The sequence below is a fragment of the Burkholderia sp. AU28863 genome (assembly GCF_002223195.1).
GTDB lineage: Bacteria > Pseudomonadota > Gammaproteobacteria > Burkholderiales > Burkholderiaceae > Burkholderia > Burkholderia sola.
This window is the reverse complement of record NZ_NKFE01000005.1, coordinates 194,833-209,346: the sequence shown is the minus strand read 5'-3', so window position 1 is coordinate 209,346 and position 14,514 is coordinate 194,833. Positions and strand designations below refer to the sequence as shown.

Below are 14,514 nucleotides of genomic sequence, written 5' to 3'. Positions count from 1 at the left end.
CGGTTGTCCCGCGCTTGCCGCGCGTGGGCCTCGCGCGCGGGTCGGCCGCATGAGCGACGACGGCGCGCGGCACCTGCTCGACGCGCATGCCCCGGCGCGCCGCCCCATGGTCAGGGTCTCTTGATGAAATCGATGAACGCGCGTAGCGCAGGCGGCACCAGACGTCGCCCGGGATAATACAAAAAGGGGCCAGAGAACGGCCGCCACCACGATTCGAGCACGGGTTCGAGCGCGCCGCTGTCGAAATGCGGACGCACCCAGTCTTCGAACAGATGCAGGATGCCCGTACCGGCGATCGCCGCATCGACCATCAGCTCCGTCGCGCCGCCGATCTGGACCAGCAGCGGCCCGGCGGCCGGCTCGACCCGCACGACCTCGCCGTCGCGCTCGAACTCCCACGGCGGCATCGCGCCGCTTGCGAAACGCCCGCGCAGGCACCGATGGTCGAGCAGGTCGCGCGGATGTTGCGGCCGGCCATGCCGGTCGAGATAGCCGGGCGCCGCCGCGGTCGCGAACCGCTGGATGCGCGGGCCGATCGGCACCGCGATCATGTCCTGTTCGAGCCGTTCGTCGTAGCGAATGCCCGCGTCGCATCCGGCCGCCAGCACGTCGACGAAACTTTCGTCGGCCGTCACTTCCAGCCGGATGTCCGGATACGCATCGAGAAAGCGCGGCACGATCGCCGGCAATACGAGCCGCGATGCGCTGACCGGTACGTTGAGCTTCAGCGTGCCGGCCGGTCGGCCCCGGAATTCGTCGATGCCGTCGAGCGCCGCCGCCACTTCGGTCAGGGCGGGCCCCAGACGCGCGAGCAGGCGCTCGCCGGCCTCGGTGGGCACGACGCTGCGCGTCGTGCGGTGCAGCAGCCGCACGCCGAGCCGCGCTTCCAGCCGGCGCACGGCCTCGCTCAGCCCCGACGCGCTGAGGCCCGTCATGCGTGCGGCGTCGCGGAAGCCGCTCGCACGTGCGACGGCCATGAATGCGTTCAGATCGCCCAGGTCGGTTTGCATTGTTCGCCTTTTCGTACAACCCGTGCGAATTATGCCCGCTTATCGCGCAGACGCCCCGTCCTTATGCTGAACGCATTCATTCATCTCTTCGACAGGAGCAAGGTCATGCCCGATATTCGCCATACCGCCACCTTCAGGCTCGGCGATCGCCACGTCAAACGGATCGGCTACGGCGCGATGCAGCTGGCGGGCCCCGGTGTATTCGGCCCGCCGAAAGATCGCGAGGCCGCGTTGAACGTGTTGCGCGAAGCCGTCGAATCCGGCGTCGACCATCTCGACACCAGTGACTTCTACGGCCCGCATGTCACGAACCGGTTGATTCGCGACGCGTTGCATCCCTATCGCGAAGATCTCGTGATCGTCACCAAGATCGGCGCGCGGCGCGGCGACGACGCATCGTGGCTGCCCGCCTTCGCGCCCAACGAACTCGAACGGGCCGTGCACGACAACCTGCGCAACCTGGGGCTCGATGTGCTCGACGTCGTCAACCTGCGCATCATGTTCGACACGCACGGGCCGGCCGAAGGATCGATCGAAGCGCCGCTGACCACGCTCGCCGAGCTGCAGCGGCGCGGGCTCGTGCGGCACATCGGCCTGAGCAACGTCACGCCCGCGCAGGTCGCGCAAGGCCGGCGGATCTGCGACATCGTCTGCGTGCAGAACCACTACAACATCGCGCATCGCGGCGACGATGCGCTGATCGACGCGCTGGCCCGCGACGGCATCGCGTACGTGCCGTACTTTCCGCTCGGCGGATTCTCGCCGCTGCAGTCGTCGACACTGTCCGGCGTCGCGGCCCGGATCGGCGCGACGCCGATGCAGGTCGCGCTCGCGTGGCTGCTGCGCCGCGCGCCGAATCTTCTGCTGATTCCGGGCACGTCGTCGGTCGCGCATCTGCGCGAGAATCTCGCGGCGGCCGATCTCGATCTGCCGGCCGACGCGCTCGCGGCACTCGACCGCATTGCGGGCGCCGGCGCCGCCTGACCGGCGGACGGTCGCCTGACAGCCCGTGCGACACGCGCCGCCGGGCCGCCAGACGGTCAGGACGCGACCACGCCGACCCGCTTCGGCACGCCGGTCACGATCGTCGCGACCGCCACCGCCAGCACGATCGCCGCGCCGACGAACACGCCCGCCGCGCCGTTCGCGTCGAACACGACGCCGCCGACGGCCGCACCCGTCGCGATCGCAAGCTGGATCGCCGCGACGATCAACCCGCCCGCGCTCTCGGCCTCGTCGGGCACGGTGCGCGTGACCCACGTCGACCATGCGACCGGCACGCCGCCGAACGCCATCCCCCACAACGCGACCAGCACCGCGTCGATCATCGGCGCGCGGCCGAGCACGACGAGCGCGATGCCGAGCACGACCATCAACGCGGGCATGCCGATCAACATCGGCCGCAGCCGGTGTTCGAGCACGCGGCCCGCGAGCGACGTGCCGACGAAGTTCGCGATGCCGTAGCCGAGCAGGATCGCGGACAGTCCGTTCACGCCGACGCCCGCCACCTGTTCGAGGAACGGCCGCAGATACGTGAAGAACGCGAAATGTCCGGTGAACACGAGGATCGTCGCGAACATCCCGAGGCCGACGGTCGGCCGGCGCAGCACGTCGATCAGCGTGCGCAGCCGCGTCGTGCCGCTCGGCGGCATCGACGGCAGCGTGAGGGTCTGCGACACGAACGCGATGCCGCCGAGCGCGGCCGCGATCAGGAACACGTTGCGCCAGCCGATCAGGTGACCGAAGTAGCTGCCCATCGGCGCGGACGCGATCGTCGCGACCGCCACGCCGCTGAAGATGATCGACAGCGCGCGCGGCACCATCGCCGTCGGCACGAGCCGCATCGCGGTGGCGGTCGCCATCGTCCAGAAGCCGCCGAGCGCGATGCCGAGCACGACGCGGCCGAACAGCAGCATGCCCAGGTTCGGCGCGAATGCGACGGCGAGATTCGACGCGACGAGCAGCACCGAGAACACGAGCAGCACGCGCCGCCGGTCGATCGTGCGTGTGAGCGCCGAGATGAGCAGGCTCGTGACGAGCGCGACCGTGGCCGTCGCCGTGACGGCTTGCCCGGCCACGCCTTCGGTCACGCCGAGGCTGTCGGCCATCGGCGTCAGCAGGCTCGCCGGCAGGAATTCGGCCGTGACGAGTCCGAACACGCCGAGCGCCATCGCGAATACCGCGCCCCAGGCCGGTTCGCGAGGGGCCGCCGTCGAGGCGGCCGAGGAGATTCCGGGATTCATGCGGGTTCCGTGTCGGTTAGGGAAAATACTGATGAGGGGCTATCGTAAGGAACAGCGGCAGGACGGTCTATGACATACAATCCGTCGTTATTGATCGTTCGTCCGAATCTCGCTATGTCCGAGCCGCTGCTTCCCCCGATTCCCGACGCGCACGACCTCGTCAGCGAGCTGCTGCTGGGAATGCGCCTGAGCGGCGTCCAGTACCGCCGGATCCAGGTTGCGCGGCCGTTCGGGCTGAATTTCGGTCATGCGCCGGGCCGCGCGCAGTTTCATTTCGTGGTGCGCGGGCCCGTGCTGCTGCGCGACGCGTCGGGCGAGACGATGCGGCTCGAGGCCGGCGACGCGATCCTGTTGCCGCACGGCGGCATGCACGCGCTGGTATCCGATCCGGACGTGCCGTGCCGCGAGATCAACGGCTTCGAGATCGCGAAGATCTGCGATACGGTCGCGTCGGTGGCGTCGGCCGGCGTGTCGCCCGCGACCTGCGCGACGACGGAGCCGGGCGCCGGCGATGCGCTGATCTTCAGCGCGTGCATGGAGCTCGATCTCGGTGGCATGCAGCCGCTGGTCGGCACGATGCCCGCGTTCATGCACGTGGGCACGCTGCTCGCGCGCTACCCGGAGATCCGCCCGATGCTCGACGCGATGGAGCGCGAAGCGTGCACGGCGCGCGCGGGCTTCGCGGGCATCCTCGCGCGGCTCGCGGACGTGGTCGCCGCGTTCATCGTGCGCGGCTGGGTCGAATGCGGATGCGGCGACGCGACCGGCTGGGTGCAGGCGCTGCGCGAGCCGAAGCTCGGCCGCGCGATCGTCGCGCTGCATCGCGACCCGGGGCGCAACTGGAGCGTCGCGGAACTCGCGACCGAAGCGGGCGTGTCGCGCTCGGTGTTCGCCGAGCGCTTCCTCGCGGCGACCGGGATGACGCCCGTGCGCTACCTGACCGAGTTGCGGATGCGGCTCGCCGCGCAGTGGATCGCGCGCGAGGGCGAGACGATCGAAGCCGTGGCGTACCGGCTCGGCTACGGGTCGCTCGCGGCGTTCAGCCGCGCGTTCAAGCGCGTGGTCGGGCGGCCGCCGGGCGCGGTGCGCGCCAAAGGCGACACGCACGCCGGCGTGTGACGTGTCACGCTTCGCGCGCGGCGCGGGGCGGCACAGGGCAAAGCGAACGCGCGCCGAGTCACGCCGGCATCGCTCGATCCGGCGTCGCCCGAGACGATTGCGCTCAGCCGCCGGGCGCGTCGAGCTTGTCCACCAGCGCCGTCGCGCACTCCACGGCCAGCGCCGCGCACTGCTGCGCACCCACCGGCGCGCCGTTCGTCATCGCGCCTTGCACGATCCGGCCCAGCAATTCCTTCGACAGGTCGGCGATCTCGTGTTCCCGTTCCGTCATGGTCCTCTCCTGCACGTCGGCCGGCTTCGGCCTCTCGTGCGATCGCGCCGGGCGCGGCGTGCACCGCGTGCATCGCACCCGACTTTCAACGTTGCCTTGCCCGCACGACGATCTGCGCCTGCGTGTCGCGTTCGATGCGTTCGAGCGACGCGCGCAGCGCCGTGAACTCGTCGGGCGTGCAGACCTGTCGGCCGAATTCGGCCTTCATCCTCCTCTCGACCTGCACGACCCGCGCGGCCGCGTCGAATACGTAATGCGACGTGAAGTCGACGAAGCGGTCGTGCACGGCCGTATCCACCGGCAGGTCGGTCACCGCGACGTCGGCCGGCAGCGCGATCTGACCGGTCTCGTCGAACGTGCCGCCGACACACGTCCACGGCTGCGTGCGCACGGGTTCGGCCAGCCAGCCCTCGACCTGCGTCGCGATGCCGCCCGTGAGGCTCGACAGCGCCGGCACGGCGGTCGTGCCGTCCGGCCACACGAAGTGATCGAGCGTGCCCGCATACGTCACGTCGAATGGCCCGTCCGTCGCGCGACGATCGCTCGTCGCGATCTGCGCGCGACCGCGCAGCCCGCTTTGCCGCAGGCGTTCGTTCGCGAGCTGCCGGATGCGGTCGGGCACCGCACGGCGAAACAGCGTGCGTTCGAGCTCGGCGGTCCAGCCGTCGTCCTCGACGAGCGCGTGAAACCGCGCGGCGCCCGGTTGCACGGCATCGATCGCCACACGCGCGGTGCGACGCTTCGACTGCGTGGCGGGCGTGCGCGACAGCACGCCGGTGTCGACGAGCAGCGCCGGCCGGTCCATCACGATCGGCGGCAGGTAGCCGAACGCGATGCCGGCCGTCGTGGTGTCCGCGTAGACGCCGAGATCGGGCAGCCACGTGATCGCGTGATTGATCGCGCCGCCGCCGTAACCGGGCACCGACGGCAGCGTGTACACGGAGCCGAGATTGATCAGCACCGGTTCGCTGCGGATGCCGACCGCCGCGAGCAACGCGCCGAACAGCGCGACGTGGTCCTTGCAGTCGCCGTAGCGGTTGCGCAGGATGTCCGTCACGCGGTGCGGCGCGGCGGCCGTCTCGCCAAGAAAGAGCGCGACGTAGCGCACGTTCGCCTGCACCCAGGCGTACAGGATGCGCGCCTTGTCGCGCGGACCGGCGGCGTCGGCGGTAAGCGCGCGTGCGAGCTGCACGACGGCCGGATCGTTCGCGCCGGGGTCGACGGCCGCATTGCGGTAGCGCGCGGCGAACGCCGCATAGTCGGGCAGCGTGGACACCACGAGCCGGTCGCCGTAGGTCGGATAGCCGACTGAGCCGTTCTCGATCCGGTCGTATGGGCCGTGCCGGTAGTCGAATTCGTAGCGCGTGCGGCCGTTCGCCGTCACCGGCGGCAGCGCGACGTAGCCGCGCGCGTCCGCGTGCAGCGGCATGTCGGCCGGCAGGTCGAAGATCAGCCGCTGGTTCTCCACCGGTTCGCGCGACGGTTCGACGTAGTAGCCGAAGTAACCGGCGTTGACCGGCTTCGTGCGCGACTTGCGGAACGCGATGCGCGTGCTCGACCCGGCCTCGACGCCCGGAAACACGACCGTGCGCAGCAGCCCGTCCTGGAACGTCGGCGCGCCGGCCGAGCGCGGCTCCTGGACGTCGCGAATGCCGTCCGGACCGACCGGATGCGCGACGCCGTCGCGATCGATCGTCTCGGCCGCGACCAGGTCGACCTTCTCCAGGTTCTTGTCGAACCACACGTAGCGCTGCGCGATCGCGTCGATGCCGTTCGCATCGTTCGCGCGCAGGGTCGAATCGTCGTCTTCGTCGAGCGAGCCGTCGTGCTGGATCACGAATACATGGACGTCGCTGACGAGCGTGACGGGCGCTGCGTCGGCCGCAGCGCGTGAGTCACCCATGTCGCGCATGTCGCGCGTATCGGCCACGGCCGTACCCGCGCCGAGCGCCACGACGCACGCGCACAGGCAACCGGCCCATCGGGAAGGAAAACGCACCACGTCGAAGTTCTCCGCGCGTTCGTTGCCGGACGCCAGCGCCGCGCGCCGGTGCGGCAGCCGTGCCTGCATGATGCGCACATGACGGCCGCCCGCGCCACCCGCGCGCGTGGCCGTCGTGCGGCCCAGTGTGGGCGACGTGCCGGCGAGCGTCAAGCCGCGCCATCGGATGGTGACATCCTGCCGATCGACGACGCTTTCGAGACCGGTTGACCGCGTGATTGCGCTCGCGTGGCTGGGCGTGATCGGGTTCGGCATCCCGCCGACGGCGCGGCATCTCGATGCGGCGGCATCCGGAACCGATCGACACCGCGCAGCCATGCGCGCTGCGCGATCCCTGACGCTAACGGCGAGACGAGGCGCCCCCACGTCGGTCGCCCGACCCACAACGGCCGAACTGTGCCCCGACGCCATTTTCGGCGCGTAAGCGACCGGCGATGCCGGCCGCGTCATCCCCCCGCGCCCGCTCCGCACCAGCCCCTCCTGTCCCGCCGACTTCGGCCCGTCGTTCCGCCGTCCGTCGTCCCCCACCGCTTCGCCCGAACGCGATCTCGCACGGTGTCCCGGTCGTGCGTTTTTCCCCGCAATTCGACATTTGTGCGCGCGCAACAATGGCGATGCCTCGCGCCAGGCGCCATGCAGGCACCCCGATTCCCGCATGGCGCCTGGCGCGGCGCGCTTTAAAAACCACATCTCACGAGGACATACCATGCAACTCCAATCTCATCCGGCATGCCGCCCGTTTTACGAAGCCGGCGAACTCTCGCAACTGACCGCCTTTTACGAAGAAGGCCGTAATGTCATGTGGATGATGCTGCGATCGGAGCCGCGGCCGTGTTTCAACCAGCAGCTCGTCACCGACATCATTCATCTCGCGCGCGTCGCACGCGACTCGGGCCTCACGTTCGACTTCTGGGTGACGGGCTCGCTCGTCCCCGAGCTGTTCAACGTCGGCGGCGACCTGAGCTTCTTCGTCGACGCGATCCGCAGCGGCCGGCGCGATCAACTGATGGCCTACGCGCGCTCGTGCATCGACGGCGTGTACGAGATCTACACCGGCTTCGGCACCGGCGCGATCTCGATCGCGATGGTCGAGGGCAGCGCGCTCGGCGGCGGCTTCGAGGCCGCGCTCGCGCATCACTACGTGCTCGCGCAGAAGGGCGTGAAACTCGGGTTCCCCGAGATCGCGTTCAACCTGTTCCCGGGGATGGGCGGCTATTCGCTGGTCGCGCGCAAGGCGAACCGCGGCCTCGCGGAATCGTTGATCGCGACCGGCGAAGCGCATGCGGCCGAGTGGTACGAAGACCAGGGGCTGATCGACGAGACGTTCGACGCGGGTGACGCGTATCTGGCGACGCGCACCTTCATCGACGTGGCGAAGCCGAAGCTGAACGGCATCCGTGCGATGCTGCGCGCCCGCGAACGCGTGTTCCAGCTGTCGCGCTCGGAGCTGATGGACATCACGGAAGCGTGGGTGCATGCGGCGTTCACGATCGAGCCGAAGGACCTCGCGTACATGGAACGCCTGGTGATGCTGCAGAACCGGCGCGTGTCGAAGCTGCGCACGGTGTAAATGCGACGGGCGCCGCCGACGGCCGGCGGCGCCTTTTTCCGGAACGACGCTCAGGCGATCAGCCTGAGCTTTCTCGTCTCCGCGAGCCACGCCTCGAACGCCTGCGCCGGCATCGGCCGCGCGTAGTAGTAGCCCTGCGCGTGATCGACGTCGAGCTGCTTGAGGAATTCGGCTTCCGCATGCGTTTCGACGCCTTCGGCGACCACCGCGAAATTCAGCGCCTTCGCGAGCGACACGACCGAGTGCACCAGCGCCTGCGAGCGCGGGTTGCGGTCGATGGCCGTGATGAAGGTGCGATCGAGCTTGATCGCGTCGAGCGGCAGGCGCGACAACTGCGACAGCGACGAATAGCCGGTGCCGAAATCGTCGAGATGGATCTCCGCGCCGAGCTGGCGGAACTGCCGCATCAACCCGATAGCCGCCTCCTCGTCCTCGATGAAGCAGCTCTCGGTCAGCTCGATGTCGAGCAGGCCGGGCTTCAGGCCCGCGCCGTCGAGAATCGACGCGAACTGATGGACGATGTTCATGTCCTGCAACTGCCGCGCGGACACGTTCACCGCGATCCGGATGCCGAGCCCCTTCGCCTTCCACGCGGCGGCCTGTGCGGCCGCGGTGCGCATCACCCAGCGCCCGAGCGGCGCGATCAGCCCCGACTCTTCCGCGAAACGGATGAACTCGATCGGCGCGACGAGCCCGCGATCGGGCGACTGCCAGCGGATCAGCGCCTCGACGCCGTGCACGTCGCCCGTCGCGATATCGACGACCGGCTGGTAGTACAGCACGAACTGCTCTTCCTCGAGCGCCTTGCGCAAATTCGTGTCGAGCCACATGTACTTCGCGACCTTCTGGTTCATCTCGAGCGAGAACACGCGATACGTATGCTTGCCCTCCTCCTTCGCGACGTACATCGCGGTGTCGGCGCAGCGGATCAGCGTCTCGAGCGAATCGCCGTGCTGCGGGTACATCGCGATGCCGATCGAGCAGCTCGTGTAGACCTCCATCAGCCCGAGATGGATCGGCGTGCGCAGCCGTTCGAGGATGATCTGCGCGGTCGCTTCGAGCAGCGGGCGCGTGCCGTGTTCGAACAGCACGAGGAATTCGTCGCCGCCGAGCCGCGCGAGCGTCGCGCCGGACGGCAGGCAGCCGTTGATGATCGCCGACACGTCCTGCAGCAGGCGGTCGCCGGTGATGTGCCCGTAGTGATCGTTGACGCGCTTGAAGTTGTCGAGATCGAGGAACAGGATGCCGACCTGGCCGCGCGTATTGGCGTCGTCCTGCGCGATCGCCGCGTGAATGCGCTCGCTGATCGCATGGCGGTTCGGCAACCCGGTGAGCACGTCGGTGTTCGCGAGCTCGGTGAGCCGCTGCTGCGCGTTGCGCTCCTCGGTGATGTCGATGCCCGAGCAGATCAGGAACTGCTCTTCGACGCCGCTGCCGCTCTGCACGAACTTGTTGCGGAACTGGAACAGGCGCGGCCCGTTGACCGTGTTGATGTAGCGCTCGACCGCGAACGACTTGTTGCTCGCGAAGAAGCCCGTGATGTTGGTGCGCGACTGCGCGCCCTGCTCCGGGCTCATGAACAGCTCGAACGCGCTGCGGCCGATCACGTCGACCTCGCGCTTGCCGGTCACTTCCTCGCACAGACGGTTGAAGCGCTGCACCATCCCGTTGCGGTCGAGGATCACGACGAGGGAATTCACTTCCGACACGACCTGTTCGGCGAACGCGAGCCCGTGCGACAGGTCGCCGGCAACGGACTCGGTATCGGAATAGGCGGACGCCGTGCCGGCCCAGTCGACCGTATTGACCTTCTTGCCGACGAGATGGAGGCTGACCGTGCTGCCGAACAGCACGATGTCGAGCACGAGGTGCGACGTGACGCCGGTCAGCGCGCGGATGCGCGCGGCCTGTTCGACCGTCAGCGCGACCGCGACGTTGGTCAGGCCGCGGACCGCGGCCAGTTCGAGCGCATTGCTGTCGCTGCCGAGACGCCAGCAGGGGCTGCGCGTACCGACGTGCGCCTCGAGCACCGCGCTATCGTTTTCGTCATCCATGGACACGCCCCGATCCAAAAAAAACGCACAGTGTAGACGGAGGCGAGTAAGCCCACCGCCTTCCCGGGCCGCGCAGCGCACGTGCCCGGCAGGGCAGCCGTGATTGCCGTGACAGCGGCCTCGTCCCGTACTTGTTTGCAGCTGATGCGACCGGCGTTCGCGCGTGATGCGCGCAGGTTCTGCCTTACGAATGATGAGAGCCATCTTATCAAATGACAATGAAGAATGGCACTCACATTTAGAGAAGAGTGTCAAGGAATCGGGACTCGATTGGCAAGCCGGACTTTTCATGATTGGCCGCTTGCGCGTGCGCGCGTGGCGCGGTGCGCATCGCGGGTGGCGTGCCGGGCCCCGGCGCCCCGCCGGGCGGGCGTTCGAGGCCGGTCCATCGATATGGGGCCTGATCTTTCGGGAGCCCGTGGCGGCAGGGTCGAATCGGCCGCCGTAATTCGCAGTTTCCCGTGTTTTTTGATTCCATTCGTGCGCGAATACGCGGTTTTATTCCACAGTTCGTTGCAATATTCCCCGCCCGCCCGCCGTCGCACCCGGCGCGGCGCATCCGCGCCGGGTGCGCGGGTCAGCCTGCCGCGCCGTAGCCGCCGCCGCCCGGCGTTTCGACGACGAACACGTCGCCGGGCGCCATCTGCGCGCGCCCGATGTGGTCGAGCGCCTCGACCGTGCCGTCCGCCCGCTCGATCGTGTTGCGGCCGAGCGCGCCGGCTTCGCCGCCCGCCGCGCCGAACGGCGCGTGGACCCGGTTGTTCGACAGGATCGACGCGGTCATCGGCTCGAGGAAGCGGATCCGCCGCACCGCGCCGTCGCCGCCGCGCCAGCGCCCGCCGCCGCCCGAGCCCGCGCGGATCCGGTGCGAATCGAGCCGCACCGGGTAGCGCCATTCGAGCACCTCGGGATCGGTGAGCCGCGAGTTCGTCATGTGCGTCTGCACCGCGGCGACGCCCGCGAAGCCGTCGCCCGCGCCGCTGCCGCCCGCGATCGTCTCGTAGTACTGGTATTGATCGTTACCGAATGTGAAGTTGTTCATCGTTCCCTGGCTCGACGCGATGCAGCCGAGCGCGCCGTACAGCGCGTTGGTGATCGCCGACGACGTCTCGACGTTGCCCGACACGACGGCCGCCGGGTAGTCGGGGTTCAGCATCGAGCGAGCCGGCACGATCACGGTCAGCGGCTTCAGGCAGCCGGCGTTCAGCGGGATGTCGTCGCCGACGAGCGTGCGGAACACGTACAGCACGGCGGCCATGCAGACGGCCTTCGGCGCGTTGAAGTTGTTGTCGAGCTGCGCGGACGTGCCGGTGAAATCGATCTCCGCGCGGCGGGCGGCACGATCGACGCGGATCGCGACGCGAATCTCCGCGCCGTTGTCGAGCGGGTAGCGGTACGCGCCATCCTGCAGCGCACCGATCACGCGCCGCACGGCTTCCTCGGCGTTGTCCTGCACGTGCGTCATGAACGCGAGCACGACGTCGCGGCCGAACTGCGCGACCATCCGGCGCAGCTCGTCGACGCCCTTCTGGTTCGCGGCGACCTGCGCGCGCAGGTCGGCCATGTTCTGCTCGACGTTGCGCGCCGGATAGCGGCCGGATGCCAGCAGCGCGCGCGTCTCGGCATCGCGCAGCACGCCGGCCGACACGAGCTGCCAGTTGTCGATCAGCACGCCTTCCTCGTCGATATGAGTCGAATCGGGCGGCATCGAGCCCGGCGTCGTGCCGCCGATGTCCGCATGGTGGCCGCGCGAGCCGACATAGAACAGCGGCGCGTCCGAGCCGTCCGCGAACACCGGCGTGATGACCGTCACGTCCGGCAGGTGCGTGCCGCCGTGGTACGGATCGTTCAGCATGAACACGTCGCCGTCGCGCATGCGGCCGCGGTTGCGCTCGATCACCGTGCGGATGCTCTCGCCCATCGAGCCGAGATGCACGGGCATGTGCGGCGCGTTCGCGATCAGGTTGCCGTCGCCGTCGAAGATCGCGCACGAGAAGTCGAGCCGCTCCTTGATGTTCACCGAGTACGCGGTGTTCTGCAGCCGCAGCCCCATCTGCTCGGCGATCGACATGAACAGGTTGTTGAAGATCTCGAGCCGCACCGGATCGGCGTCGGTGCCGAGCGAGCGGCGCGTCGGCAGCGGCGTCGTGCGCGTCAGCACGAGATTGCCCTGGGCGGTCATCCCGGCGCGCCAGCCGGGCTCGACGACGGTCGTGCCGTTCTTCTCCGCGACGATCGCCGGGCCGTCGATCGTATCGCCGGCGCGCAGCGTGTCGCGCACGACCAGCACCGCGTCGTGCCACCGGCCGCCGGAATAAAAGCGCACGGCCGTGCGCGCTTGCGGCGCCGCGCCCGCCTCGCGCGGCGCGAGCGGCGCGATGTCGACCGGCGCATCCGAGCGGCCGATCGCCTCGACCGATGCGAGCTCGGCCACGAGCGGCGTACCGGGCATCAGGAACGCGTAGCGCTGCCGGTACGCAGTTTCGAACGCCTGCTGCATCGCCGCGACCGAGCCGGCCGGCACGTCGAGCGCGGAATCGGTGCCCTGGTAGCGCAGGTGCACGCGTCGCTCGGTCGCGATCCGCTCCGGCGGCACGCCCTGTTCGAGCAGCGCGCCGATGGCCTCGTCGGCCAGCCGGTCGAGCGCCGCGTTCAGCGCCGGCAGCGACGCATCGGTCAGCACGGCCTCGACCGCGCGCTCGCGCATCGCGGTCTGGTCGGCGAGGCCCATCCCGTACGCGGACAGCACGCCCGCGAGCGGATGCGCGAACACCTGTGTCATCCCGAGCGCATCGGCCACGCCGCACGCGTGCTGGCCGCCCGCGCCGCCGAACGTCGTCAGCACGTAGCGCGACACGTCGTGGCCGCGCTGCACGGAGATCTTCTTGATCGCGTTCGCCATGCTGCCGATCGCGATCTCCAGGAACCCTTCGGCCAGTGCTTCGGGCGTCTCGCGCCGGCCGGTCGCCGCGTGGATCTCGTCGGCAAGCGCCGCGAATTTCGCGACCACGCCGTCGCGGTCGAGCGGCTGGTCCGCATGCGGGCCGAACACGCGCGGGAAATGATCGGGCTGGATCTTGCCGAGCATCACGTTGCAGTCGGTCACCGTCAGCGGGCCGCCGCGCCGGTAGGCGGCCGGCCCCGGGTTCGCGCCGGCCGATTCGGGCCCGACGCGCAGCCGCGCGCCGTCGAAACCGAGCACCGAGCCGCCGCCGGCCGCGACGGTATGGATGCTCATCATCGGCGCGCGCATCCGCACGCCGGCCACCTGCGTCTCGAACGCGCGCTCGAATTCGCCGTTGTAGTGCGATACGTCGGTCGACGTGCCGCCCATGTCGAAGCCGATCACCTGGCCGAAGCCGGCCGCGCGCGCCGCGCGCACCATCCCGACGATGCCGCCGGCCGGGCCCGAGAGAATCGCGTCCTTGCCCTGGAACGCGTCGGCGCGCGTGAGGCCGCCGCTGCTCTGCATGAACTGCAGGTTCACGCCCGGCATCTCATGTGCGACCTGCTCGACGTAGCGGCGCAGGATCGGCGACAGGTATGCGTCGACCACGGTCGTATCGCCGCGCGACACCATCTTCATCAACGGCGACACCTCGTGCGACACCGACACCTGCGTGAAGCCGATGCGGCGCGCGAGCGCCGCCAGCATGCGTTCGTGCGCGGTATGGCGATAGCCGTGGATCAGCACGATCGCGAGCGCACGCACGCCGCTGTCGAACACGCGGCGCAACGACGCTTCGGCACCCTGAACGTCGAGCGGCACGACCACGTCGCCGTGCGCGCCAACGCGCTCGTCGATCTCGACGACCGTCTCGTACAGCGCGTCAGGCAGCACGATGTCGAGATCGAACAGGCGCGGCCGGTTCTGGTATGCGATGCGCAGCACGTCGCGAAACCCGCGCGTCGTGGCCAGTGCGGTGCGTTCGCCCTTGCGTTCGAGCAGCGCGTTGGTCGCGACCGTCGTGCCCATCTTCACCATGTCGACCTGCGCGGGCGTGATCGGCTCGTCCGCCGCGAGGCCGAGCAGGTGGCGGATGCCGGCCACGGCCGCGTCGCGGTACTGCTCGGGGTTCTCCGACAGCAGCTTGTGCGTGACGAGCGTGCCGTCGGGCCGCCGCGCGACGATGTCGGTGAACGTGCCGCCGCGGTCGATCCAGAATTGCCAGCGCGCGGTGTCGGAGGGAACGGAGGAAAGGTGTCGGTCAGTCATGATGTCGGTCGATGCGTCGTTGATTCGAG

The 14,514-nt window shown here is 69.3% G+C and carries 9 protein-coding genes; 3 read left to right on the top strand and 6 right to left on the bottom strand.

Annotation, left to right across the window (positions count from 1 at the left end):
* Window positions 1–110: 110 nt before the first annotated feature.
* Complete coding sequence (locus CFB81_RS17450) at window positions 111–1,010, bottom strand: LysR family transcriptional regulator (RefSeq protein ID WP_089435988.1); 900 nt, start codon at window positions 1,008–1,010, stop codon at window positions 111–113.
* Window positions 1,011–1,115: 105 nt separating this feature from the next.
* Here CFB81_RS17450 and CFB81_RS17445 point away from each other — a divergent pair, with 105 nt between their 5' ends.
* Complete coding sequence (locus tag CFB81_RS17445; protein ID WP_089437044.1) at window positions 1,116–1,994, top strand: aldo/keto reductase family oxidoreductase; 879 nt, start codon at window positions 1,116–1,118, stop codon at window positions 1,992–1,994.
* Window positions 1,995–2,050: 56 nt separating this feature from the next.
* On the opposite strand, the gene CFB81_RS17440 is transcribed toward CFB81_RS17445, so the two are convergent.
* The gene (locus CFB81_RS17440) at window positions 2,051–3,253 is read right to left on the bottom strand and encodes an MFS transporter (RefSeq protein ID WP_089435987.1); all 1,203 of its coding nucleotides are present in this window, start codon (window positions 3,251–3,253) and stop codon (window positions 2,051–2,053) included.
* 69 nt (window positions 3,254–3,322) lie between these two features.
* Here CFB81_RS17440 and CFB81_RS17435 point away from each other — a divergent pair, with 69 nt between their 5' ends.
* On the top strand, window positions 3,323–4,372 hold the full coding sequence (locus tag CFB81_RS17435) for an AraC family transcriptional regulator (RefSeq protein ID WP_089435986.1): 1,050 nt from the start codon (window positions 3,323–3,325) through the stop codon (window positions 4,370–4,372).
* A gap of 103 nt (window positions 4,373–4,475) precedes the next feature.
* Here the strand turns inward: CFB81_RS17435 and CFB81_RS36155 are convergent, their stop codons facing one another.
* A complete protein-coding gene (locus CFB81_RS36155; protein WP_179235996.1) occupies window positions 4,476–4,643 on the bottom strand; it encodes a hypothetical protein in 168 nt (55 codons plus the stop codon).
* Between the two features lie 85 nt (window positions 4,644–4,728).
* On the bottom strand, window positions 4,729–6,645 hold the full coding sequence (locus tag CFB81_RS17425) for a DUF3857 and transglutaminase domain-containing protein (RefSeq protein WP_089437043.1): 1,917 nt from the start codon (window positions 6,643–6,645) through the stop codon (window positions 4,729–4,731).
* 706 nt (window positions 6,646–7,351) lie between these two features.
* Between CFB81_RS17425 and CFB81_RS17415 the strand changes: the two genes are divergently transcribed.
* Window positions 7,352–8,215, top strand: coding sequence for a crotonase/enoyl-CoA hydratase family protein (locus CFB81_RS17415; RefSeq protein ID WP_069618924.1), 864 nt, complete (start codon window positions 7,352–7,354; stop codon window positions 8,213–8,215).
* A gap of 50 nt (window positions 8,216–8,265) precedes the next feature.
* Here CFB81_RS17415 and pdeR read toward each other — a convergent pair whose 3' ends face one another.
* Complete coding sequence (gene pdeR, locus CFB81_RS17410) at window positions 8,266–10,269, bottom strand: cyclic di-GMP phosphodiesterase (protein ID WP_069618925.1); 2,004 nt, start codon at window positions 10,267–10,269, stop codon at window positions 8,266–8,268.
* 577 nt (window positions 10,270–10,846) lie between these two features.
* Window positions 10,847–14,485: a hydantoinase B/oxoprolinase family protein gene (locus CFB81_RS17405; protein WP_089435985.1), complete on the bottom strand. Its 3,639-nt coding sequence runs from the start codon at window positions 14,483–14,485 to the stop codon at window positions 10,847–10,849.
* Window positions 14,486–14,514 lie beyond the last annotated feature (29 nt).